The sequence below is a fragment of the Eubacterium sp. BIOML-A2 genome (assembly GCF_009680135.1).
Taxonomy (GTDB): domain Bacteria; phylum Bacillota; class Clostridia; order Lachnospirales; family Lachnospiraceae; genus Faecalicatena; species Faecalicatena contortus_B.
In genome coordinates this window covers 33722-59489 of record NZ_WKZK01000029.1, presented here as the reverse complement: position 1 = coordinate 59489, position 25768 = coordinate 33722, and the positions used below count along the sequence as shown (strand labels likewise).

17 protein-coding genes are annotated in these 25768 nt (G+C 45.1%); 14 read left to right on the top strand and 3 right to left on the bottom strand.

The annotated features are described in order from the left end of the window. Window positions 1-141 precede the first annotated feature (141 nt). Together GKG43_RS11940 and istA are read right to left on the bottom strand one after the other, a co-directional pair. Window positions 142-879, bottom strand: coding sequence for an ATP-binding protein (locus tag GKG43_RS11940; protein ID WP_129880135.1), 738 nt, complete (start codon window positions 877-879; stop codon window positions 142-144). Further along, entirely contained in the window at window positions 869-2482 is a 1614-nt protein-coding gene (gene istA / locus GKG43_RS11935) for an IS21 family transposase (protein ID WP_154266205.1), read from the bottom strand. The genes GKG43_RS11940 and istA overlap by 11 nt, the downstream gene beginning before the upstream one ends. Window positions 2483-2605: 123 nt before the next feature. Here istA and GKG43_RS11930 point away from each other — a divergent pair, with 123 nt between their 5' ends. The 8 genes from GKG43_RS11930 to GKG43_RS11895 all read left to right on the top strand — a co-directional run bounded on the left by GKG43_RS11930 (window position 2606) and on the right by GKG43_RS11895 (window position 14426). Beyond that, window positions 2606-2935, top strand: coding sequence for a hypothetical protein (locus GKG43_RS11930; protein ID WP_129879132.1), 330 nt, complete (start codon window positions 2606-2608; stop codon window positions 2933-2935). A 314-nt stretch (window positions 2936-3249) separates the two neighbouring features. Further along, window positions 3250-3855 (top strand): signal peptidase I, encoded by a 606-nt coding sequence (locus GKG43_RS11925; protein ID WP_055152862.1) that lies wholly within the window; start codon window positions 3250-3252, stop codon window positions 3853-3855. Between the two features lie 208 nt (window positions 3856-4063). Beyond that, window positions 4064-4669, top strand: coding sequence for a hypothetical protein (locus tag GKG43_RS11920; protein ID WP_055152864.1), 606 nt, complete (start codon window positions 4064-4066; stop codon window positions 4667-4669). 165 nt (window positions 4670-4834) lie between these two features. Then, on the top strand, window positions 4835-6541 hold the full coding sequence (locus GKG43_RS11915) for a hypothetical protein (protein ID WP_129879131.1): 1707 nt from the start codon (window positions 4835-4837) through the stop codon (window positions 6539-6541). Beyond that, window positions 6538-7032: a signal peptidase I gene (locus GKG43_RS11910; protein WP_055152868.1), complete on the top strand. Its 495-nt coding sequence runs from the start codon at window positions 6538-6540 to the stop codon at window positions 7030-7032. The genes GKG43_RS11915 and GKG43_RS11910 overlap by 4 nt, the downstream gene beginning before the upstream one ends. Window positions 7033-7083: 51 nt before the next feature. After that, window positions 7084-7629, top strand: a complete 546-nt coding sequence (locus GKG43_RS11905; protein WP_129879130.1) for a hypothetical protein — start codon at window positions 7084-7086, stop codon at window positions 7627-7629. Window positions 7630-7653: 24 nt separating this feature from the next. After that, window positions 7654-8421, top strand: a complete 768-nt coding sequence (locus GKG43_RS11900) for a hypothetical protein (protein WP_050639191.1) — start codon at window positions 7654-7656, stop codon at window positions 8419-8421. A 41-nt stretch (window positions 8422-8462) separates the two neighbouring features. Beyond that, on the top strand, window positions 8463-14426 hold the full coding sequence (locus GKG43_RS11895; protein WP_129879129.1) for a hypothetical protein: 5964 nt from the start codon (window positions 8463-8465) through the stop codon (window positions 14424-14426). A gap of 124 nt (window positions 14427-14550) precedes the next feature. On the opposite strand, the gene GKG43_RS11890 is transcribed toward GKG43_RS11895, so the two are convergent. After that, the gene (locus GKG43_RS11890) at window positions 14551-15402 is read right to left on the bottom strand and encodes an AraC family transcriptional regulator (RefSeq protein ID WP_129879128.1); all 852 of its coding nucleotides are present in this window, start codon (window positions 15400-15402) and stop codon (window positions 14551-14553) included. 210 nt (window positions 15403-15612) lie between these two features. Here GKG43_RS11890 and GKG43_RS11885 point away from each other — a divergent pair, with 210 nt between their 5' ends. The 6 genes from GKG43_RS11885 to GKG43_RS11860 all read left to right on the top strand — a co-directional run bounded on the left by GKG43_RS11885 (window position 15613) and on the right by GKG43_RS11860 (window position 25752). Further along, the gene (locus GKG43_RS11885) at window positions 15613-16923 is read left to right on the top strand and encodes an extracellular solute-binding protein (RefSeq protein ID WP_129879127.1); all 1311 of its coding nucleotides are present in this window, start codon (window positions 15613-15615) and stop codon (window positions 16921-16923) included. Next, window positions 16920-17786, top strand: a complete 867-nt coding sequence (locus tag GKG43_RS11880; protein ID WP_055152874.1) for a sugar ABC transporter permease — start codon at window positions 16920-16922, stop codon at window positions 17784-17786. Before GKG43_RS11885 ends, GKG43_RS11880 begins: the two co-directional genes overlap by 4 nt. Further along, a complete protein-coding gene (locus GKG43_RS11875; RefSeq protein ID WP_055152876.1) occupies window positions 17783-18640 on the top strand; it encodes a carbohydrate ABC transporter permease in 858 nt (285 codons plus the stop codon). The genes GKG43_RS11880 and GKG43_RS11875 overlap by 4 nt, the downstream gene beginning before the upstream one ends. 48 nt (window positions 18641-18688) lie before the next feature. Continuing rightward, window positions 18689-20872 (top strand): alpha-galactosidase, encoded by a 2184-nt coding sequence (locus GKG43_RS11870; RefSeq protein WP_055152878.1) that lies wholly within the window; start codon window positions 18689-18691, stop codon window positions 20870-20872. A gap of 453 nt (window positions 20873-21325) precedes the next feature. Then, window positions 21326-21904: a TetR/AcrR family transcriptional regulator gene (locus GKG43_RS11865; protein ID WP_050639189.1), complete on the top strand. Its 579-nt coding sequence runs from the start codon at window positions 21326-21328 to the stop codon at window positions 21902-21904. Between the two features lie 2 nt (window positions 21905-21906). Then, window positions 21907-25752: a diguanylate cyclase gene (locus GKG43_RS11860; RefSeq protein WP_129879126.1), complete on the top strand. Its 3846-nt coding sequence runs from the start codon at window positions 21907-21909 to the stop codon at window positions 25750-25752. The last annotated feature ends 16 nt before the right edge of the window (window positions 25753-25768 follow it).

The window sequence follows — 25768 nt, the reverse complement described above, 5'->3', positions numbered from 1 at the left end:
GTGCAAACAGCCACTTTCTGCGGCCAGCAGGGCCGCATTTCCCGGCCAGTCAGGGCCATATTAAACGGCCAGTTTTAGAAATCGGCAGGGCAGAGAGGGGGCTCCGCCCTGCTAATCAGTATCGAGCCTTGTCCCAGAAGGCTATGCTTTCTCAATCAGTACGGTAAATCCTGTAGTCAACCTGCGCCGGATTCCGTCAAGCTTGCCGTAGCATTCCTTCTCATCACTCAGCTGGTTCCCCCATTCATCTGGAGAATACTGGCAGGTGAAGAGGGTGGAGGTCCCAAGGTCATCCCGAAGTTTTATGAGATGGTACAGGATCTTGATCCCTTCCTCGGAATATCGGCTGATAGCGAAGTCATCAATGAACAGCAGCTGAATCCGTGCATAGTACCTGATCCTCTTACGGTACTTGTTCAGATCTTCCTGCCGGTTGAGAACAATCAGTTCGTCCAGCAGGTCGCTATAGTCTACAAACTTACAGCGGTAATTACGCCTGCATGCTTCCACACAACAGGCAGACAGGAAATAGGACTTGCCAGCACCGGTGACTCCATAGATCCCCACATTCTGCCGGTTCTCAGCGAAGTGGAATTTCAGGACCTGTTCAACAGTGGCATCATTATAGATGCGCCCGTAACCGGTTTTCAGATTCTCCGCCACAGCCCCCTTATTGATCAGGCTGCTGAGCCGCAGATTGGTTTCAAACCGCTTATTGAGGGTTTCTATGTATTGAGGCTCCAAGACCTCACGAAGGAACTGCAAAGCGGTATAGCTGCCGAATTCAGGGCTTTCAGACAGTTCTGCGAAACGCTGGGCGGCTACCGGCAGGGATAGTGTGTCCAACATCTCATAAATATCGGTAGTCTCATTCTTCATGACCGGCCTCCGTTTCCTGACGCTTCAGCAGGTTCTTAAGGGAATACTTGCTGTCGTCATCTTTGTAAGTACCGGATACGGCTATTGCAGCATCTTCGTTGGGTTTGCTCTGTGACGTTGTACTCTGCGATGGCTCCTTATGGTAAGTTGAGATTGTGTTACAGATATAGGAATAGTTGCATTTCCCAGCCAAAACGGCGTCTTTACAGCAACGTTCCAGGGCTTCCGGCGAGTACTTTTCCGCATACCGCAGAATCCCAAAGCAGCTTCGGAATGACTGCACCGGATAAGCGTATTTCCGAATGACGGCATCGATCAATGCACGGGTGCTGGGGCCGATAGCAGACGCTTTCTGCTGGAAATAAGGCACAGTCCAATAGCCATAGTCTTTGTATTCGGCGGGCATATCCGAAGGGATGATCACCCAGTCTTTCGGTGTATAGCTGCGCTTATGTGTCCGGATGAGGTCACCCTGTTTATTATAGACATAGATTTCTTTTTCGCCTGCCCGGATCTCAAGTTCCTGTCGAAGATATTTCCGGGGCATGCTATAATGAACCTTGTCGAAGGTGAAGGAGAAATCTTGTGCTACTTTAACAGTCTTTCGTTCAAGGTATTCGAAGCGGTTGGTCGGAAGAGGCAGAAGAGTCTCCTTCTCTTCTGTTGTAAAAAGATCGTACCGGGAATAAGTGAGTCCTTCAAAAGGCTTCTGGTTCTCGGCATCCACCTTTTCCATCAGGACACGGTTTAAATCATCCAGTGAATAAAAGACTATATCCTCCATGTCCATGAGGATGTGCATGGTAACGATCTTTACGTGCCCCTCTACAACCGGTTTCCAGCGGGGTGATTTTACCTTGGCGGGGGTTAAAACCGTATTGTTATGCTCTGCCCATGCCTGGAAATCTTTATTCAGGACAGGGCTGACCCAGTCCTTATTCCGGGCAACCGCCACCTTACAGTTATCCGGCGTAATTGTCGGAGTCACGCCGCCAAAATAGGCCAGAGCGTTATTATTTACCCGGATCCAGTTCCTGATATCACATTCCGTCATGCCTTCGGCATAAAAGTAATCACTGTAGGTGAGGGCTGCAATAAAGATGGTGACCTTTGTGGTCTCTTCCGGGTTCCGGCGGTTATGCAGATAGAGCTGCTTTCCCGCATAATCCAGCTCGAGATTGACACCGGGATAACGCTGGATGTGGAAGGTCAGCTGTTTGGAATCAGCCCATTCGCTGTAACGCCTGCAATACTGGCGATAGCTCATTGGCTTCTTCCCGTCTACGACACCTATGGCATTGTATTTCTGCCACAGATGCTTCAGGGTCTCCCCTTTGCGGGCCAGAGCTTTATAGACAGCTTCCTTGTTAAAATCCCGATAGAGGAGTCGATCCGCCGATACACCAGGCTTTTTATAAAGCATGCTTTCGATGTATTCATTCGTGACATCTGCCGGTAAAGGGTACGAGAGCTCCGGATTCTCTCTGAAACGCTTCAGGAACTCGTTGACAGTTGTTTTGCTGCAGTCGCCACAGCTTTCGGCGATCTCGCGGCCGCTGAGATGATTCACAAAGTGAAGTCTCAATACTCTTTTGTAGTCCATAATGGAACCTCCAGTTATAATATTTCTCCTTGAACAGGAGATGCTTATATTATAACTGGAAATTTTGGCCGTTTAATGTGTCCTTGGCTGACCGCCATTTAAGTTCCAGGGTGGCCGCCGAATATGGCACAGGTGGCCGTTTTGGCTGGCAATCTGCATATAGACCAGATTGTATTTTCTGTATTAGAAAAACAGACAGAAAAAAGCGGGAAACAATATTATCGGACACTTATGCACAGGTTGAAGAATGTGCTTGAGAGATATGGGATACAATTCATACTTGAAACAGGATACGGCAGGGCCAGGATTAAATCTCTACATTTTACCTGTGAATATTATGAATACCTGAAAGGAAAAAGAGATTTATTCCAGGGGACTTTTATGGGAACTTATTTATGGGCAGAGGATGCCAATGCTTTTATGACGAGAGAAAGCAACCGGGTAGTTGAGTAAATGCAAGCTGATATAATTAGCCAGATTTGCTGAAAAATTCTGGTGTGATTCGAAAAGAATTTGGCGGGATGAAAAAAAATTGTTTTTTATGAAATATCTATAACTTAGAGTAACGGTTGAGTAACGGTGCCTATTGTATAATATGAAAGAGGGAGTCGTTATTCATTTTTAAATAGTTTTAATTTACGGTATCCTTCATAGGGGTACCGTTTTTTTACCTTAAAAGGATCTGATAATTGAGGGGTTGGGGAGTTCAAGTGGGCTTGCCCACTTTGTTATTTTAGTAAATCTATAAAGAGAGGACTTACATAATTATGGAACGGCAAAAGAAAAAAAGAGGACTGGTTGGTACTATTATAGGCATTATATTATGCATTATTTTAATTCCGATTATTATCATCAATATAATTTTAATTGTTAACACATATATTCACCCGGAAAATATACCGGGAGTGTTTGGAATGCGTCCGGTAATTGTACTTTCTGGTTCGATGGAACCGGAATTCATGTCCGGTGACCTGATATTTATACAAGACGGAGATGTAGAACAATTAAAAGAAGGCGATATTATATGCTATATGGAAGACGGAGCTGCAGTGACTCATCGGATTGAAGCAGTGACCGAAGAAAACGGAGCTGTTCGTTATACTACACGAGGGGATGCCAATAATACAGACGACCAGAAGCAGGTAGAACAAAGTCAGATACAGGGCATTTATAAGGGCAGAAAAATCTCAGGGGCAGGCGATGCGGTCATGTTTATGCAGTCGACTACAGGAATGATCCTTTTTATTGTATGCCCTATAGTCCTTTTGATTCTGTGGGATATCATATATAGAAGAAAAATAGACAAAGAGGAACGAGAAGAAAGAGGGCGCCTTGAGAAGGAATTGGAAGAGCTGCGAAAAGCGCAGAAGTAAGTAAGATGTATTTCACTGGGGGACTAGTATGCTGGCTGTTTGATATAGGTCAGCACACAGGGCACAGGAGTCCTGTCAGGTGATTACATATAGCTGAGGGTCTCAGCAAAACGCTGCAGGCGATAAAGGGAATTATCGTTGCAGTCAGTCAGGGGAGGCAGGAGACTGCGCGGAATTCCCTAATCATTATGGATAAGGAGGAAACAAGATGAAAAAAAGATTTAACTTTGGGCGCCTGGGCGCTTTGGCTCTGGCACTCACATTAATCACCACATGTCTTACAGGCGGAACATTGGCCAAGTATACTAGTTCGACTGTAGGTACAGGAACTGCTACAGTTGCTAAGTGGGCCGTTGTGCTCAAGGCTAATGGTACAAATCAAACGAGTGAAACATTTACGTTTGACTTGACCGATACTGGGATAAACAAGAGTAATGTTGTCGACAAAAAGATTGCTCCTGGTTCGACAGGTTCAATTCCGATTGAAATTGATGCTGCTGGAAGCGAAGTCGCAGCAACTTTATCTTATACTATTGACAAGTCTGCTATAGGGACTGTGCCAATTAAGTTTTATACTGATGAAAATTTAACAACGGAAGTTAACTGGGTGGAAAATAAGCTAAGCGAAAGTAAAGAGATGACGAAAGAGGCAACAGGCGATGCCACTAAACTTACAAAAACAATATATTGGAAATGGGTTACTGAGAATGATAATCAGGACACAGCAAAAGGCAGTACGGAACCTGCGGATAAAGGAACTATTACAATAACTTTAAAGGCTGAACAAAAAATTGAATCTCCATCAACCCCATAACAATATCCCCTACCACCTGTGCCAGTGGATATTTAAACCGAGGGCTTCCAGCCCTCGGCAAAGGGAATTTTAACACCGTTAATGTTCCCTTTGCCGTAGGCTGGAAAGTGTTTCTACAATTTACAAAGCAAACATTTCGTCTATACCGGAAAGGAGCGTCTGAACATGAGTGATTTATACACACAATTAAATACCAGTACTCCGGATCCGGAAGAAAAAAAAGGCCGCAAATGGCGGATTCTTTTATTTATACTTTTCATTTTCATGATTATAACAACCGGTTTTGCAGGATACATTTTGGGCAAGGGAAGCCGTTTCTCAGATAATATGACAGGAAAAGCAATTGATACCATCCATGTTACCCAGCCGGGAGCTAAGATCCATCTGGGGGGCAAGATATTCTACAGCGACGGTTCTCCCTATGCGAAAGGAACGGTTCAGATTCATAGTGAGCCAAGGAAGACGATAACGGATGATTTTGGTGCGTTTGTGTTTGAGAATACAGAGGGCGGCTCCCATACGCTTAGTATTATTGACAGTAAAGGGAATGTACTTGCCGAGAGAGAAGTCAATATCAGTAAGGAGGAGATTGAGGAGGGGGCAAGGATAAGCCTTCTTAAGGATGACACATATCAGGTGGAGGTTGCCGTTGATATTAAGTATCTCGAGATACAGGTCATGATTCTGAAAGAAGACGGCAGGCTATATATCAATCCGGATAAAGTGACTTATCTGACAGAGGATGGAATTGTAGTATCCCCGACGGGAAAGGCAGATATCAGATCTGGCGTGGTAGTAACTCCGGTGGGGAATGTGATTACAACAGACGGAACGATTATCTGCGGAAGCGGGGATAAGGCAAACCATAAGGTCATAATACCATCCGGCAGTCTGACGAATATGGAGGATGGAACCATCCAGGCTCCGGACGGAACACAGGTGCGGCCGGACGGGACTGTGATTCATAATGACACTGTGATATATACAGGAGGTACCTCTATGACCCCGGATGGAAACAAACAGGAGCCGGGGGAGGGCGGATATCAAATTTTAAGCGATGCTAATAAAGTATTGCAGGTACCTATAGGGAAAGATACTGAGAAACTGATAGGCGCCAATAAGGAGCCGCCATCCCGAGAGAATCAGGGGACAAATGTCAACAATCAAGGCGGAAATAATTCCGTTGGCAGTACCATAGGGGCGAATCCTCCATCGAATGATACGGCAGGTTCAGGCACAACAGGCTCTGATACACCGGGAACCGGTACGCCGGAACCAAATATGCCGGGTAACGACGATCCGGGAACGTACACCCCGGACCCGGATATTCCAGATCCAGATGTTCCGGGGCCAGATGTCCCAGACCCGGATGTCCCGGGGCCAGATACTCCGAAACCGGATGAGCCGGACAATGGAGTAAAATTTGCCGGGGGAACAAGCGAGCAGCTGATGACTGCGTGGGAACAAGCAACGGAGATTGATCTATTCTATAACCGGACGGCGGGGCAGGATGATGTGACGCTGCTTTCACCAGGAGCGGAAGGGTACTATCTGTTTCGTATAAATAACGACAATCATTTTTCTGTTTCCATTGACCTTGCTGTCAGCGAGAAGGATCTGCATCTGCCTTTGGAATTTGCAATTGCAGATTCCAGGGGGAATCTTCTCACATCCTGGCAGGCGGCAGCAGGCAAGGAAGAAGTCTATACAGATAAGATAACCCTGAAAAAGAGGGGAGAGGAGATTTACCAGATTAAATGGCGGTGGCCCTATCATACAAGCGATGAACAGGATGCGGCAGATACCATGATCGGAGTGATTAAGAACCATTCCTACACAGTGAACCTGCACATTAGGGCAGTACAGCAATGAATCGTGCAGTAAAAACGGTAAAGGGGATCATTTTGATCCTGTGGGGGCTTGTATTGGTATTAATAATGTATTGGGCGGCTATACAGCATGTATCAGGAGAACAGACGCCGCAAATACTTGGATTCCGGCTGGCAGCAGCAGGTTCGGGCAGCATGGAGCCGGTATTTTCCTCCGGTGATCTGAACATTTACCGGAAAGCTCCCTCATATCAGGTTGGAGATATCGTATTATTCCAGCAGGATGGGAGCCTGATTACTCATCGGATTATAGAGAAAAAGGATGGACAATTCCAAACCCGCGGAGATGCAAATAATACTGCGGATCAGGAAATGGTGCCATATGAGAATGTTTTGGGAAAGTTAATCCTGGTTCTCCCGCACCTGGGGAATGTGGTGCTGTTTTTGAAAACGCCCCCCGGAATGCTGCTTATGACAGCAGGCATACTTGTAATCATATGGGTGCCTCATCTGAGGAATAAGAAAGATGAATAATACAGTTTATACAATACCGAGGATTGATACCCGCATAGAGAGGAGGAGCAGATGGATCGTAATCAGAATAAACGCTGGGCAGCCAGTTATCTGCTCTGTTTTACGATGGCTTGTACGCTTGTACTTGGAATCACTTATGCCCGTTACCGATCTTCTGTAACGGGTACAGGGACAGCAAGCGTCGCCAGGGTTGCACTGGACAGTAAGGCCGATCTGAGCAGCATATTACAAAGGATGACGCCAGGAGACAGCCGTAATATAGACATATCTGTTTCTAATGTAAAGGATGGCAGAACCAGTGAAGTTACGCAGGATTATTCCATCATCATTAATACAACGGGAAATTTGCCGCTTGTATATGAGCTGGCCCAAAAGAATTCCACTGGAGCGGGGACGTATGTAACAACCAGTACCATTCCAAAAAGTGACGGAAACTCAAGAGCCTGGAGCGGTGGACAGATGCCCCATAGCGAAAATACAGTACATGAATATACATTAACTGTTAAGTGGCCAACAAATTCAACCGATGCCAGTTATGCCGATGAGATCGATAAGGTGACTCTGACAGTTGATTCAAAACAGACACAAAATAAATAGATTTCAGAATAAGGAGGCGCAGGAATGAAAAAGATGAATATAGATCTTAATGATAAAAATTACCGATTTCCGGCGCTTTTTATCGTGACAGCTTTCATACTTGTCATTACCGCTGGGATTACATTTGCACGGTATGTGCTTCAGGAAAACCACAGCGGGGCTGCGGAGGCTGAAGCGTTTTACTTTACCAGTGATTTCCTGAAAGAAGTATCAGAAAATAAGGTTTATCATATAGATCCTAAGGCCGGCAGCTTTGATATTACATTCTCTAATTCTGCTGATTCGAAGCGGATCACACAGAAAGCTATTACTTTTGATATCAATGTTGAAGGGGGAACACTAACTAGTGCAGAAAACCTGATACTGAACGGAAGTAGTAAGGACGAGGAAAAGGTCACGATCACCCCTGATCCGGGCTCATCTAAAGTGACGGTAACTGCATCTTCCAGTACACCATATAAGAAGACTCTAAAGGCTGAATTTGTGTTGGAACCTGGCAATCAATATTCTATTGAGGATGCGGAAAATAACCGGGCAGCTGTTCTAACGATTACATGTGTGGAAACGCCATCGGATGGGATTACTCTTATTGTACCGTCAGGTGTGATACCAGACGCTGCGAATACGATGATCACCAAGGAGCAAGATGGAAGTTTCAAGTTCAGCCCAAAAGAATCGGGGGTATATACATTGGTATTACTGAAAAAAGAGGTGGAAAAGAATCTATCCAGACCAGAAAAAGACTTTGAAGAGGCTGACAAAATTGATTTAACAGCGGGGGAAGCACAATAAACAAAGAGGGGGATTTTGGCCTGCTTGATGGAGGGAGTGTCATGAGGATGAAGAATCATAGAAAACAAATTAACCCGGGAGGACACAGGCATTCATTTTTGACCATTGTGCTTATTCTATGCCTGCTGCTAAACTCCACGGGCCTTAACTTCATACCGGTCTATGCAGCACAAGACAGTCCGTCTCCAATCGACGTGGGGGGCGGGGTATCCGCTGTACTTCAAGAGGGAGTCCTTACCCTTTCAGGAGAAGGAAGGACAGATGACTATAGCACTGAAACTGCGCCATTTTTGCCTTATGCAGGTGAGGTACATACTTTAGTTATTGAGAATGGTGTAACATATATTGGAGCGTATCTATTCTATGGACTGGGGGAACTTGGCGGCGAACTGACATTGCCCGGCAGTATTACAGGCTTTGGAGATTATGCATTTGCCGGAGAGCAGTTAGAGTCCGCCCCTAAATTTACAGGAATAAAGAATGAATTCGAAAGCGCAGAAATAGAAGACCCCGTTCAGTCTGATGGAGAACTTGAACCGGATCTTCCTGAAAATGGAAGTGACACTGCCTTGGAGGGAAACAACAGCGAGACGGAAGTAACGGTACCTTCCGAAGAGGTGGTGCCGCCGGAAGATGTGGACGACGGATCTGCTGGAGATTTGATATTGCCGGAAGATAATGCAGAGGAATACAAGGAATCTTCACCAGAGGACTCAGAGGGAGAAAAATTATCCGGCGAAACAGCAAATTATACAATTTCAGACGAACAGTCATTACCGAAGGAGGATGCAGGAGAAGAAGTTACTCAGGAAACAGCCTCTCAGGAATCCGCCTCCCAGGAAGCTGTCTCTCAGGAGCCGGTTCTCCGGCAAAAGGATGCCGTACTGAGCGGACAGCCTGCGGATAATATCCGAACCAAAGTTATAATGCAGCAGGAGATTGATCATCCGGAAACCCTTTTCGTAACGGGGCAGGATGGATATGTAATATGCAGGAATGAAAACACGACATTTGCAGAGAGTGCACGGGCAGCTGGATATAGGGTTTCAGATACAGCTGAAAATGAGGAACAGAAAGACCCGGAGGAGAAGGAATCCCTTCTTACAGAAACGCCAGAGCCGGCGGCGTTGTATTCCAAAGCAGCTGTTGCAGCAGAAGAGGTATATTGTGTATATGTGAATCAGGAAAGTGGAGATGATAACAAGGATGGTACGGAAAGCCTGCCATTTAAATCATTGACCAAAGCAGCAAAATACCTGATGGAGAAGAACCTAAACGGGACAGTTGAGACAAATAAAATTATACTTCAGGCAGATTACGATATGGATCAAGCTGATGATTCAACTGAAAAAAGCGGTGGGATACTAGGTGGAACTCCAGTGAATGTTACTATTTGCGGGAGTACTCAGCAAATAAGACTAAAAGGTAGTGGCGAAGATAAGGATAATATAGAAAAAGCTATAGATTTATCTGGAAATCTCAAGCTGGAATCCCTCACACTTGCAACCCTGCAGCATATATATGGATCCGGACATGATATCATTTTTGGTAAAGATGTAACTTCCAAGGGGACATATCTTTACGGGTCTTATAGAACACCTATATCTACCCAAAATGTTAAGGTTGGGAAAATTGAAGTTGAGAGCGGTGGAATTGCCAGAATTGTAGGGTATATCAGGTCTTTTAACACTAATGTTTTGAATGTTAATAACCAGGAAGCTAATATAACCGTAGGCGGTAATGCCATTGTATCCACCATTGTTGCAGGCAGTGCATCAGGAGGCATTGAGAATGCCAATGTAAATATTAATATTGAAGGTGGAATGGTGACTACAGTTATTGGTGGAAACCAAGGATTCACTGCGGTAAAATCTCCATATAGCGGAACTACTAAGATAGAAGTTTCCGGAGGAACTGTAGGGGATATCTATGGTGCAGGAACGGGGAGGAATGCAAGTATTCCTACGTATTTGGGAAACCTGGACATAAAGGTGACAGGAGGAAAAGTAACAAATATCTATGGCGCAGGGTCGGCTGCTTTTGTTAAGAGTGAAGGGGACACAATGTCCTCCGTAAGGATTTCCGCACAGGGAGGCACTATCGGAAATATCTATGCAGCCGGTAAAGGAAATGAAAATGGTGTATCTCTGTATAAAGATGAAAGTACAAACTATACCTTTGCTGAAGAGACTACTCCCGAAAAATTTGGCAGTTTAACAGGATCGGCAAGTATAACCGTCGGGGGCAGCGCTATAGTAGAGGAAAATATTTATGCCAGCGGTTCGGGTGACAGTGGAACAATTACGGGGTATGATGGAGACGGGTTAAAAAGCAATGCCTATTTGAAGGGCACGGCAGAAATAACTGTCAATGGAGGAACGATTAATGGCAGCATATATGGTGGAGGGAAAGGAATTGCCCAGTCCGGATATGAAGAGTGTGCACGCGTAGATACTGGTTCAACAGTAAAAATCGCGATTGCCGGCGGTGAAGTGAAAGGTTCTGTTTTTGGCGGCGGAGAGAATGGAAAAGTAAACGGAAATACAGATGTTACAATAAGCGGCGGAATAGTCAGCGGCAATGTCTACGGCGGTAGTAAGAATGCGGTTGTGGAAGGAAAGACGAATGTAACCATAACAAATGGTACAATAGAAAACTCTGTTTATGGAGGTTCACTTGGCAGTCCGGGCAGCAGCCTTGTACTTGGAGGAGCCACCGTTAATATGACAGGCGGCTGGGTGAAAAAAAACCTTTATGGCGGAAGCGAAAAAAGTGATGACGGTGTAGTAGAATCTGGTTCAACTAAGGATATGATCTTTGTCAATTTAACAGGAGGGACTGTTACAAAAAATGTGTTTGGGGGAGGGTATCTAGGAACGGTTTATGGGTCTACCCATGTACATATCGGCATACATGCCCCGGATAAATGTACATATTATAATAACCATGCCGTTGAGAAACCGCAGTTAACCTCGTCTAAACTGCTGGTGGAAGGATCTGTCTATGCAGGCGGCGATTTTGGAGGCGGGGCGGATTATAATGCGATCACTATAACAGGAACATCCCATGTGTATATAGACGGAACTGGGTATAATACAGGGACAGGAAGTACAGAGGAGCCAGATCTGACGATTTCAGGCGGCGTATTTGGAAGCGGGGCATCCTGTGATGCGGGTTCTACCCGCCTTGTTACCCTGGATCATTATGGTGTATTGGATGAAAGTGCGGATAAAACTAATACCACACGTACCTTAGAAGCCATACAGCGTGCGGACAGAGTCCTGTTAATTGAGTCCCATGTACGTTTGAAAGGCAAGTCCGATATAGCAAACAACAACACGACGGCATTATATTCTCTGAACCGTATTGGGGATCATTCGAATCCGGATGTAGGAACTCTTGGAAAAGGCCTGGTGCTCAAGGGTGGCAGTACAGTAATCTTAGACTCAGAAGCAATCGGACTTGGAAGATTCAGCAGCCGTGATAAAGAGGACGGCATAGTTGGGCTGGATAAAGTTGGAAATAAAGATGGTATGACATCGAATAAAGTGTGTTTTGACAGTGGGACGGTATTCCGTGTGGCTGTTGAAAACACAGATAAAAGTTTAGAATATGGAGAGGTTTCTGGCTATGCTTATATGGAGGCAGGAGAGACGGCAGAGGTTTTTGCATACGCCCGTACTAAGACAGAAGAAAAAAATAAAAATGATGGAGGATTTGTAGATCCCCGGAAGACGGATGAAGAAATCCCTTATTACAATGTAGGATCAACATATCGCTATTGGCAAATGAAAAAAGATGCGGGAGCTGTGTCGGAACGAGAGACCGTCCTGACGGCACAGGAACTCAAAGCGGGGGATAGCGGTTATATTGACGGAACATATTCTGTGGCAGAGGGAACGATTGAGCTTCCTCATGCATCCGAACCGACTGTCTATACGATTGAGCAGGTAAGCCTGGTGGATGCCAGTGGTATGACACTGGTTGAAGCAGCTAAGAGCGGTATGGGGAAAGACGATGAATGGTTCACGTCGCAGACCAATCAGGAGTCAGGAGAAAGTATTACGCAGGAACAAGAGAGGAATCTTATTGAAAATAATCCCCTGTCGCATTTTGGTCTTTTTATGAAAGCTGGGGAGGGATTTTCTTCGGATACCGGTAAAAAAGGAAAAGTGGTTTCTGCAAAATCAATTATAGCGGATGATAAGAATACAATCATAAAGACGAGCACAGCAGAAACACAAGAAAATATTATGCCTCAGATTAAGTTTTATCTGACTTATAGCAACAAGGGAATAACCGTCAGTAAAAAGCTGGGGGCAGTAGTGATTCAGATACAAGGGAAAGATAGCAGTGGAAAAATAACAACGATAAACATGAAGGTAGAAATCATTACAAAGGCAGCAGCCCTATCTGACCAGACTATAGATCTGTATGCAACGCAGAGCGGCAGTTATACCGGAAAGCTGACAATTCCGTCAGGGGTAAGCCGGACTTTGCATTTACAAAAGGTTACCAGCGGAAATTCAGAGAGATTTATAAGTTATGACGCCCCAACGATAACCGGGCAACAGTTTGGCATAAGCATGCAGCAGGTACAGTCGTCAGGATGGACAGAGGCGGCGGTTACTAAGCCGTATGATTTAAAATCATTTACGTCAGGCCAGGTGAATATTGGAACTACCGATAGCCGCTATGAAGCTATAATAGAGTTTAATTTGAAAAATGCACCAGGATTTACAGATCAGGAAAGCCCGGATACCGTATTATTAGAATTTGCGGATCAAGCAGGGCAGGTAACCAAGATTACTCTCCATATTTATTGGAAACCGTCTGTTGTATCAAAAGTTCAATTATCGGCAGGTCGGCATTATAATCAGATCGTGAAGGAAGAAAATTCCCCATCTATTTCTTCTAAAAGCGCAGTGACAACCCAGTTTACATTGGGAACTCAGGTACAAATAAATGATCTTTGGCTGGAACTCAGAAATATAGAAAACGGAGATACGAAAATATTTCCGCCCGGCACCAGCCTAACGCTTATAACAAGTGCAGAGTTTTACATTTATACGGTATCGGGAAGTGAAGCGCAGGGTCGAATTCGTTTGTCCGACTTTAAAAGTATGTGGGATGACACAGCATTTACAGGCACTACTGCCGCTGGTGCGGTATGGGACATTATTGTTGATTTCAGTACTGGTACATCAGGGCTGTCCCCGGGAAATTATGGCCTGCGCTTAAGAGAAGATAAAAGCGCCGATTCCCAGGATGATTATTTTACCGTAAATAACAGCATACCTGTGGTGACGATAGCAAATGCACCAACATCCGGTTTATCCAGAGGGGAATATCAATTCACTTTATCTGCATCAGCAAGCGGAGATACCAGGTTTAATGGCAGCGTGTGGGCTGTGCTTGCGCCGGAGGGCGGAACAGAATTTCCGATGGGAACTGTGATACAGTATGAAGAAGGCGGTGAAATGTTTTCATTATATCCCAGAGGAGGAAAGACGTATCTTCCTATGCCAGAATCAGGCAGCAGAGTATTTACCATGAGTACAATGGATACAACAGGGCTGAAGCCCGGACAAATAGGGTTAAAGGCTGCAATCATGCCTGGAGGTGTCAGTGCAGGCGCGTCATGGGAGAGTGTTGGGGGAAGTCTGACTCAGATTACTGTAACAGCTAACCCTGAAACGGCACTTTCCATTGCACTTCTAGGCGATGGAACAAGAGTGGTAAAAGCCGGAGATAAACTGCAATTCAAAGCGGATTATCTGAATGGTATGAATGAGTCAGCGATTAAAGTAGGGGTACAAAAAAAGTCTGGGGAAGCTTATATCGATGCTGCTGCCGAATGGGGCGTGACCGGAAATACAGTGACTGCAGGGACAGGAACTAAGACGATTGACGTAACCGTTGCAGATTCGTCTGCGGCAGGCACCTATCGTATCTTGTTCACACTCGGAGACAAGGAAGTGCCATACAATGTGATTGTAGAGTAACGGGCAATATACACGCTAATAGGGCAAAAGGAGCAGACATCAGTTAAAAAGCCACTGAAAACATGCGTCATACGTTGTTTTCGGTGGCTTTTTTCAGGCACTGACATCTTTAGATGGATGATGATCATTTCATGATCCGATTTTGGTTTCTCCATTCCCGGGGAGATATCCCATAAACATTCTTAAAAGCCCTGGAAAAGTGAAGCTGGTTTGCATATCCTACCGCATTACTGATATCGCCGATGGATAATGCAGTAAGCTTCAAAAGCTCAGCAGCCTTTGTCATGCGGTAATTCAGCAGAAACTCCTGGGGGGATTTTCCCACCGTGTCCTTAAATATTTTTCCAAAATAACTTCTGTTCAGCCCGCAGGTAGCGGAAATATCTTCCACAGATATATCATTCTGGAAATTCTGTTCGATGAAAGCAAATGCCTCCCTGATATAAAAGTCACGCAGCCGTCCGCCCTTCTGCATGTGCATGGATGCCGCAGAACGGGTCAGGTAATCCAGAAACAGGTAGAGATGCCCGATCAGATGAAACGGCGTCATATCACCGTGCTGTGCAATATACAGCATCTCATTCATCATTTCCATACGCAGGTCTTTGGAGTGGGCGTGGTAGACCGGGTGATCCCGGCTGAGGCCCGCGATCTCAATGGCTTCTTTTACACGAAGCCCGTCAAATTCAACCCATACATATTCCCAAGGATGTTCCTGATCAGAGATATAGGTATTGATCTGCTGGGGAAAGATCATGAAGCCCTGTCCGCTCTTTATCTGATAAGTCCTTGTCCAGCCCTTTGCGTCGTCGGCCATCAGGACACCGGTTCCGGATATGACATAGTGGAACAGAAAATGGTTGCGGGCAGCGGGACCATAAGAATGGGCCGGTTCACACTGCTCCCAGCCGAACTGATAAAGGCTAAGGTCTACAAAATTTTCGTTGGGAAATACGGAAAATAACATATCGCTCATCAATCAATTCTCCTCTCTGTTTTATACACCGGCTGGATTCTTTTATGAATCTTATTATATACCAAAATGCCGGGTGACTTCAAATAATCCGTAGAAATATAGCATAAAGGTATAAAACCGAAAAAACGCAGCTATTTATAGACGCAATATGCAATGTTATAATATAGTTAGAAACAGGGAAAAGGTTATGGGAAAGGAGTGGTTGTGAGGATGAAAGGAAAAAACAAAAAGATATCCGGCTTGCTTATAATATGCGCAGTCCTGGCGGTTCCAGGGCTTTGGGGGTGCCAGGCAAAAGAAAATGACGATGGGAAAACAATCATAGAACTGGTTCAGTACAAGAAAGAAGGACTGGATGTTTTCGATGAACTGGAGAAGCGGTTCAATGAGACGCATGATGATATAAAACTGAAGATTGAATCGCCAAATGAAGCAATGACTATACTAAAAACCAGATTTGTCAGGGAGGACAATCCGGACATCATTGGGATTGGCGGGGACATCAATTATTCTAACTTTCTGGACGCGGATATGCTGGCGGATGTTTCCGATTTTCCGGGTATCGAGGATATTAAGCCTGCTTATCTGAACATCTTAAAGTCTCTGGAGTTTATACCACAAGACGGTAACTATGGAGTTCCGTATATGGCAAATGCGGCTGGAGTACTGTATAACCGGGAAATGTTCCGGGAGCATGGCTGGGAGATACCAGAGACATGGGAGGAATTTACCGCGCTATGTGAGGAGATCGAGGCGGCGGGTATCCAGCCCTTATACTTCGGCTTTAAAGATACATGGACCTGCCTGGCGCCCTGGAATGCGCTGGCAGTAGATCTGGCCCCTGCCGATGTCTGCCGTAAAGTAAACCGGGGCGAGACAACATTTGAGAATGAGTACAGGGAAGTGTCGGAGAAGATGCTGGAACTTCTGAAGTATGGGCCTGAAGACCCCTTTGCATACGGATACAATGATGCATGTACGGCATTTGCAAACGGCGAATCTGCAATGTATACGATCGGAAGCTATGCAGTCCCCCAGATCCAGTCAGTGAATCCGGATCTGGATATTGACTCCTTTGTTATGCCGGGCAGCAGTAATGCTGATGAGAATATGCTGAACTCCGGGGTGGACCTTCAGTTCTGCGTCATGGAAACCTGCGAGAATAAAGAGGCTGCGTATGAGGTGCTGAGCTTCCTGCTGGAAGATGAGAATGTAGAGCTGTATCTGGAGAGCCAGAATGCGGTTCCTTGTAAAACCGGTGATTTCGAACTGGCTCCGATGCTGGATGGGATGAAGCAGTTTATCGGTGAGGAGAGAATGGCAGATTTCCAGGATCATTATTATCCAAGTGAGATGTCGGTCGATGCGCAGATACAGACTCTTCTTATTCATCAGGATGTGGATGCTTTCCTGAAAAAGTTCGATAAGGACTGGATGCGTTATAACAGAGACATAATACGTAAGGTAGAGGAGTATGAGGCGGCAAATGGTGCCTCCAATCAGCAAGGAGAGGAAAAATGAAGAAAATAAATAGTAAAAAGCAGGCATTTCTGTTGATCACGGTACCGATTATGGCATTGTTTTTCTGTTTTAACACACTGCCCCTGATCATAGGGATTTTCTACAGCTTTACGAATTACAGGGGATATGGTTCGTTTGACTGGGTCGGCCTTCGGAATTATATTGATTTGTTTCAGGACAGCAGGGTTGGTGGGTCTTACCTCTTTACCTTTAAGCTGGCAATTGTAACAACAATCGTGGTTAATATAATCAGCCTTCTTCTGGCATTGGGGCTGAACAGCAAGATTAAAGGGAAAAGCGTACTGCGCGGGATGTATTTTATACCAAAGATTCTGGGAGCACTGGTTGTGGGGTACATTTTTAATTATTTTTTTACTTATATTCTGCCGGTGATTACAAAGGCTGTGGGAGGAAGTGGTTCCAGTATGCTTTCGAGCACAAAATGGGCATGGGCCGCGATCGTGATTGTCTGTGCATGGCAGGCGGTCGCAATGAATACAATCATTTATATTTCCGGACTGCAGACCGTTCCGGAAGATGTATACGAGGCGGGGGCAATTGATGGTGCGACGGGCTTCCATAAGTTTAAGAGCCTTACATTCCCGCTGATCCTTCCGTTTTTTACCATTAACATGGTGCTCTGTATGAAGGATTTTCTCATGGTATTTGACCAGATCATGGCTTTGACAAAGGGTGGGCCGGCACAGAGCACGGAGTCTATTTCCTATCTGATTTACAATAATGGTATGGATGGCGGACAGTTCGGGTTCCAGAGCGCTAATGCATTTGTATTCTTTATTGTGATCGTAGCAATTTCGGTAATCCAGATGAACTTTTTAGGTAAGAAGGAGGAACAGTTATGATGCAGGCGAATGCGAAGGTAAAAATAAAAGAGAGAACAAACTGGCCGATTACCCTTCTTCTGATGATAGGACTTATAACAGTCGCCTTTCCGTTGTATCTTACGATTGTTATTGCATTTAAGCAGCCCTCAGAAATGACCAACAGCGTGGCAGGGATTCTTTCGCTTCCGAAATCCTGGAGCCTGCAGAACTTTGCCGAGGCAATGCGTGTCACAGATTTCTGGCATTCTTTGGGGAACAGTATTATGATAACGCTTGTCACAGTTGTACTGTCCATTGTGATCCATTCCCTGCTTGGTTATGCAATCGGGCGCAATAAGGCACACAGTAAATTCTATAAATTTGCCTATTTATATATTATAAGCGGTATGTTTGTGCCGTTTGCCATTCTAATGATGCCTCTGGTAAAACAGACTGCGCAGTTGGGGATTGCCAACCGTTTTGGGGTGATTGTACTCTATGTTGTATTCTATATGCCGATGAATCTGCTGCTGTATACCGGATATCTTAAAAATATACCGGTAGCGCTGGAAGAGGCGGCATGTGTTGACGGTGCGAGCACCTGGAGAACCTATTGGCGTATTATTTTTCCGATTATGAAGCCGATGCATGCTACCGTTGCGGTACTTACAGCTCTGGGAACATGGAATGATGTTATGACACCGCTTGTGATTATGTCAGGGACAAATCAAAATACACTGCCGCTGGCACAACTGAATTTTCAGACACAGTTCGGAACTAATTATAATCTGGCTTTTGCTTCTTATCTGCTGGCACTGCTACCGATTCTGATATTCTACATCATCTGTCAAAAGCAGATCCTGAATGGAGTTGTGAATGGGGCTGTAAAATAAAGATAACAGTTCAGACTTGTCTGAACTGTTACAAATAGGAGAAATGATATGGGAATTATTTTTGAGAATGACACAAAGACTTTTACATTGAATACGAGTAAGACCACCTATCAGATGCAGGTTGACAGGTTCGGTTTCCTTCTTCATCTCTACTATGGAAAACGGGTTTGTGGATGTATGGATTACCTTTTGACCCATTACGACAGGGGATTTTCCGGAAACCCGTACGATGCAGGCAGTGACAGGACCTATTCCCTGGATGTGCTGCCCCAGGAATTTCCGTGCCTGGGAAATGGGGATTTCCGGGCTCCTGCACTGGTTGTCAAAAATGGAAACGGGACATACAGCTGCGATCTCCGCTATGAAGAGCACCGGATTTTGAAGGGAAAATATAAGCTGAGAGGGCTTCCTGCGGTTTATGCCGGTGAGGATGAGGCCCAGACTCTGGAAATTGTATTAAAAGATCATGCGGCCGGGGTGCAGGTAACATTGCTGTACGGAGTACTGCCGGAGCAGGATATTATCACCAGAAGCGCAGTTATAAAGAATGAGGGGAATAAAATATACCTGGAAAAAGTGCAGACCGCCTGCCTGGATTTTGTATCGGGAGACTATGATCTCCTTACCTTTTACGGACGGTATGCCATGGAGCGAAACTGGCAGAGGAGCCCGGTTGTACATGGAAGCCAGTTGATTGGCAGCAGAAGGGGAAGCTCCAGCCATCAGTATAATCCGATGATGATACTGGCGGGAAAAGATACAACAGAACACCATGGCGGCTGTTATGCTATGTCTTTTGTATACAGCGGAGGATTCCAGGGAGAAGCAGAGCGGGATCAGTTTAATCAGACCCGTGTACTTCTGGGGCTTGCTGAAGAACAATTCTCTTACCCGCTGGAAACGGGAAAGGAATTCTATGCCCCGGAAGTGATCATGTCCTATAGCAGTACCGGTCTGAACCATTTGTCACAGAATCTGCACACCTGCATCCGGGAACACGTCTGCCGGGGAACATACAAAGATGCAGTGAGGCCCGTGTTGTTAAACAGCTGGGAAGCGGCATATTTTGATTTTACAGGGGATACGATCTGTGAACTGGCTGCACAGGCAGCCGATGTGGGAATTGAGCTGCTTGTGATGGACGACGGCTGGTTTGGAAACAGAAATGACGACAACAGCAGCCTGGGAGACTGGCAGGTTAATGAGAAAAAGCTTGGGTGTACGCTGGGGGAACTAATACAGAAGGTAAACGCGCTGGGGCTGAAGTTTGGTATATGGATTGAGCCGGAAATGGTCAGTGAGGACAGCGGCCTCTACAGGGAGCATCCGGACTGGGCATTCTGTATTCCGGGAAGGAAGCCGAACCGTTCCAGAAACCAGCTTGTACTTGATTTTTCACGCAAAGAGGTGGTAGACGCAGTCTATGGGCAGATCTGCAGCGTGCTGGACCAGGGGAATATAGAATATATAAAATGGGATATGAACCGAAGCCTAGCGGATATTTATTCTGCAGCGGCACAAGACCAGGGAATGGTGCTGTATAATTACGTGCTTGGCTTATACGATTTCCTGGAAAGGCTGGCCATCCGGTATCCGGAGATATTAATAGAGGGGTGCAGCGGAGGCGGAGGCAGGTTTGATGCCGGAATGTTATACTATACGCCCCAGATCTGGTGCAGTGATAACACCGATGCGGTGGACAGAGTACGGATTCAGTATGGGACATCATTCGGTTATCCGGTATCGGCAGTGGGATCTCATGTATCCGCCGTGCCAAATCATCAGACAGGCAGAAACGTATCTATGAAAACCAGAGCGGTTACGGCTATGACGGGGACTTTTGGTTATGAGTTGAATCTGGGAAAACTGACGGAGGAAGAAAAGCAGGAAGTCAGAGAGCAGATAAATCAATATCACAAATATGCTGAATTGATTCAGAAAGGAAGGTATTACCGGCTCACGAATCCGTTCGTAGATGAGGCGGGGGCTTGGGAAGTTGTCTCTGAGGATGGGAAGGAAGCTCTGCTTAACGTTGTAATGCTGGAAAAACACGGGAATATGACGGTCAAATATGTACAGCTTTGCGGCCTGGATGAAAATGCGCTGTATAAAGAAGAGGCGGGAGGTAAAGTATACAGCGGAAGTGCATTGATGGAAGCGGGGATACCATTGCCGGTGGAAATGGGGGAATATCTGGCTTATCAGTACTATTTCTCCCGTATTGAGATATAGTTGCTCCCCTGAGGGGGCCCGCGCAGTTACAGCAGAAAGGAGGCAACAGCTCCATGAGGGATATGTTATTCCTGGGATTTTAGGATATCCTTCATGGAGCGTTCCTATCCGATCCCGCAGATAAAGCGCGTAAGCCGCTCAAAATACATTGACAACCGGCAGTTTTATATAATATATGTTAATAAATCCAATAAAATGAATTGGATTCATTTCAAATATTCTTTATAGCTATCATTATGAAATATCTAATTTCAATCCTGAGGGCAGTTTCGCCCGCTAATTCAACGTTATCCAAAAGTTTTCCGGCTAAAAGTTTGACAAAAGGATAGTGAAAGACTATACTTTTTACTATATTGAACGTGTTCAAATCAAGTTCAATATTCTATAGTAAAATGATCAAAAAAAATATATAAACAAAAGTATACAGTGGATTTATGGAGGTAAACAAATATTATGAACTGCAGCCAGGATACAAAAGATAAAATCATTGAAGCCGCAGGCATAATGATAAAAGAAAAAACAGACGTAAACAAAATCACTGTCCGTGGCATTGCGAAGCTGGCAGGAGTAGGAACAGGACTAATAAACTATTATTTTGGAAGCAAGGACAATCTTCTTGCAGCCGCTATCGAAAAAAGGGTTGATGATGCCGTAGCACAGATTTTGAACCGAGCAGAAATGCAGTCAATGGATCCGGCAGAAAGAATTAAAAATATGCTGGATACGATCTTCGAACTGTCTGAAGCATATGAAAAACTGGCGAAATTCATGCTGACTATGGAAGTCCAGCGAGGCAGCATGCAGGTGGAACTGTATATGATTCCCATGTTAAAAGAGCTGTTTCAGAATAGAAAGAATGAGCTGGAACTCCGCATTATAGCTCTTCAGATTATACAGCCTCTGCAGGTGGCGATTATATCTGCCAGTACTTTTAAGCTATACAGCGGCGTGGATATATACAAAAAAGAAGAGAGAAGGAAGTTCATAGATACATTGGTAAATAATGTGGCAGGAGACGCCAGGGGGGAATGAGAATGAACCGGGACACCATTTTAATAGTAGATGATATGGAAGTGAACCGTGCGATTCTCCATGTACTGTTCGAGCAGGAATATAATCTGCTGGAAGCGGAAAATGGAGAACAGGCTCTGATGCTGATAAAACAGTACAGGGAATCTCTGGCTGCTGTCCTGCTGGATGTGGTCATGCCTGTAAAAGATGGATTTCAGGTTATGCAGGAAATGGGACAGAATGGTCTTATGACTAATATTCCTGTTATTATTATAACTTCCGAGGATTCTATGGAAAACGAAGTACGTGCCTTTGATATGGGAGCGTCTGATATTATTATTAAGCCATTTGAACCCCATGTTGTCAGAAGAAGGGTACGTAATGCAGTAGAACTGAACCGTCATAAGATGCATCTGGAAGAAATGCTGCAAGAACAGACAATGAAAGTGAGGGAATCGAGGGATGTAATCATGGACACCCTTTCTTCCATAATTGAGCACAGAAGCGCGGAGACTGGGCAGCATGTTTTGCGAATCCGCAAGTTTACAGGGGTGCTTCTGGAAGATGTCATGTATTCCTGCCCGGAATACGAGCTGAACGAAAGGGCAATTCAGGTCATTGCAGAAGCGGCGGCGCTCCATGATATTGGTAAAATAGCAATTGCTGACACCATTTTGAATAAACCGGGCCGTCTTACAGACGAAGAGTTTGAAATCATGAAGAAGCATACGGTTAAGGGGTGTGAGATTCTTTCAAGTCTGGGCAGAATGGGGGATGAGGAGTATCTGAAGTATGCATATAATATCTGCCGCTATCACCATGAACGCTGGGACGGAAAAGGATATCCCGATGGGCTGATCGGCGACAATACCCCGGTTTATGCGCAGGCAGTGGTGATCGCCGATGCTTATGATGCTTTGACTACAGACCGGGTATATAAAAAAGCCATTCAGCCGGAGCAGGCGTTGAATATGATACTCAATGGGGAGTGCGGAATGTTCTCTCCAAAGCTGCTGGAATGCCTCAAGAATGTGCGGATTAAGTTCTTCCGGCTGACCCGTGAATATGCGGACGGTAATCTTCCGGGCACTGCATTTAAATACCAGGACACCCTGGATCCTGTACTGCATACAGATCAGGAAAATGCACCAAAATTGGAGCAGATGAAATATTTTGCCTTGCTCAGACACCTGGATTCGACAGTGGTTGAACTTGATATGGACAGCGGGGTCTATCATCTGGTTTATCAGCAAAACGAGGACTTTCAGGATCTTAGATCCGGCAGTACCTTTGAAGAATCGCTGAGTAATTTTATAGATCATGCAATATACCCGGATGACCGTCCTCTTGTTGAAGGAATCCTGGGTGAATATATGGAGAACTTTTTTAAGCACGGGCTGATCAAACGAACCCGCAGCTATCGGGTTCTGCACCGTGAATCCGGAGAATATATCTGGTATAAAGCAACTTCCCTGCGAGTGAATATCGAGAGTCCCAAACAACATAAAGTACTGATTATATGGGAAAGGGAAGATCCGGAAGAAATAGATGAAAAGGTGGAGGGGCAATCCGGACACGATCTTATGACGGAGAACCTTCCCGCTGGTATTCTGCAGTGTATGAATGACCAATGGTTTACGACTACATACCTGAATCACGGGATTATTTCGTTATTTGGTTACACCAGAAAAGAAATTAAAGAGAAGTTTCATGACCGGTATATTGAGATGATCCATCCAAAAGACCAGCCTGCAGTACATAGGCATTACAGGGAACAGTTGTCTGAGGGGAGAGCACAGACGCTGGAGTATCGGATTTTGACAAGGGAAGGCGCTGCGCTGTGGGTTCTGGAAAAATGCCGGCTGATTGTGGGTGCGGACGGGATAGAATATGTGAATTGTATCCTTACGGATATCAGTGGGATTAAAAAAGTTCAGGAGCAGATGGCTCTTTCAATGGAGCGTTACCGCATTATTATGAATCAGACGAATGATATCACCTTTGAGGGGGATCTCGAAAAGCATACAATTAGTTATTCCTCAAATTGGGAGAAAAAGTTCGGTTATAAGCCTCTGTCAAAAAATATCTTCGCTGAAATCCAGAAAGCTTCCCATATCTTTCCGGAAGACCTGCCTGCACTTCTTGAGCTGATGAAAAGCGCTTCTGCTGGAATTCCGTATGGTGAAACTGAAGTGAGAATTGCCAATGCACAGGGAAAGTACCTCTGGTGCAGGATACGCGTGACTACCCAGTTTAATGAGGAGAAAAAGCCTGTCAGGGTGATCGGTGTCATTATAGATATAGACGGTGAGAAGCGCCAGATAAAAGAGCTGTCTGCGAAAGTGCAGATGGATTCGCTGACAAAAGTATTCAATAAAGATACGGCGGTTGGGAAGATCAGACGCCGCCTGGAGTGGGCAGAGGAAGCAGGTTATACCCAGACGAATTCTTCGGACTGCGGTCTTGCAGGAGGGGGATCGTCTGTAAAAAGAACGAAGTTTGCACTTATGATTATTGATCTGGATAATTTTAAACAGGTGAATGATTCTATGGGGCATATGTTTGGAGACGCTGTTCTCGCAGAAGCAGCCGCTAAGATCAAGGATATTTTCAGGGGAGGAGATATCATTGCCCGTTTTGGAGGGGACGAATTCCTGGTTTTTCTGGAATACAATACAAAAGGAGAATTCCTGCATAAAAAGGCGGAGAAGATTATCCGGGTATTGAAAAGTATCTATCATGATAAACTCTCTGACCTGAGTCTGACATGCAGTATTGGTATTGCATTATTTCCAGAGGATGGACTGGACTTTCAGAATCTCTTCCAGAAGTGTGACAGGGCGCTGTACCATGCTAAGCAGAGCGGCAAGAACGGTTATGCATTTTATGATGCAGCAGTGATGCAGAAATCATTCGTACTAAATACAGAACAGAGTACGGCGGCAGGCACCCGGATCGATTCGTATGGGGAAGAAGAGGTCAGTGTAGACAGTATTGTTCCTGAGTCATTCCAGAAATTATATGAATCAGGAGATATTGAAGAGGCTGTGAGGTCGATTCTGGAGATGGTCGGGATGCGCTATAATGTCAGCCGTGTTTATATATTTGAAAATTCTGTGGACGGCACGAGATGCACGAATACCTTCGAATGGTGCAATGAAGGAATCGAACCTGAGATCGGCGGGCTGCGTAATATTGAATATAAGCATCTTGGCTGTGAATATCAGAATAATTTTGACGAGAATGGAATTTTTTACTGTCAGGATATTTCTGACTTTTCAAAGAAAAAACATCCGTTTTTATATAAAAGAAACATACGGTCCATGCTGCAGTGTGCGGTGAGCGACGAGGGCAGATTTGCAGGTTTTGTAGGCTTTGACGACTGCCTGGCCATGAGGCTGTGGACGAGAAACCAGATTGATGCGCTTAAATTTATTGCAGAATTTTTATCCACGTTTCTGCTGAAGAAGAGGGCACAGGACCGTGCTCTGGAGGCAGCCGAGAATTTGGATATGATACTGGACAACCAGAATTCATGGATCTATGTCATTGATCCTGACAGTTACCGCCTTCTTTACATTAATGCAAAAACAAGGGATACGGTACCTGATGCACGGACAGGTATGTGCTGCCATAAAGCTTTTTTTCATAGAGAAAGCCCCTGTGAGCTATGCCCTGTCAGAGGAATAAAGAGTATAAGAAGCAAAACAATGGAGGTGTACAACCCGGTGCTGGATGTCTGGTCCATAGCGGATGCTTGTATGATTAAATGGGGCAGTGATGAGGCATGCCTGCTGGCCTGCCACGATATTACACCTTACAAATCAGAGCAGGATAAGCGCGGGCAAAAAAGAAGGAATTCTGAGTGAATAGATGAAGGGAGGT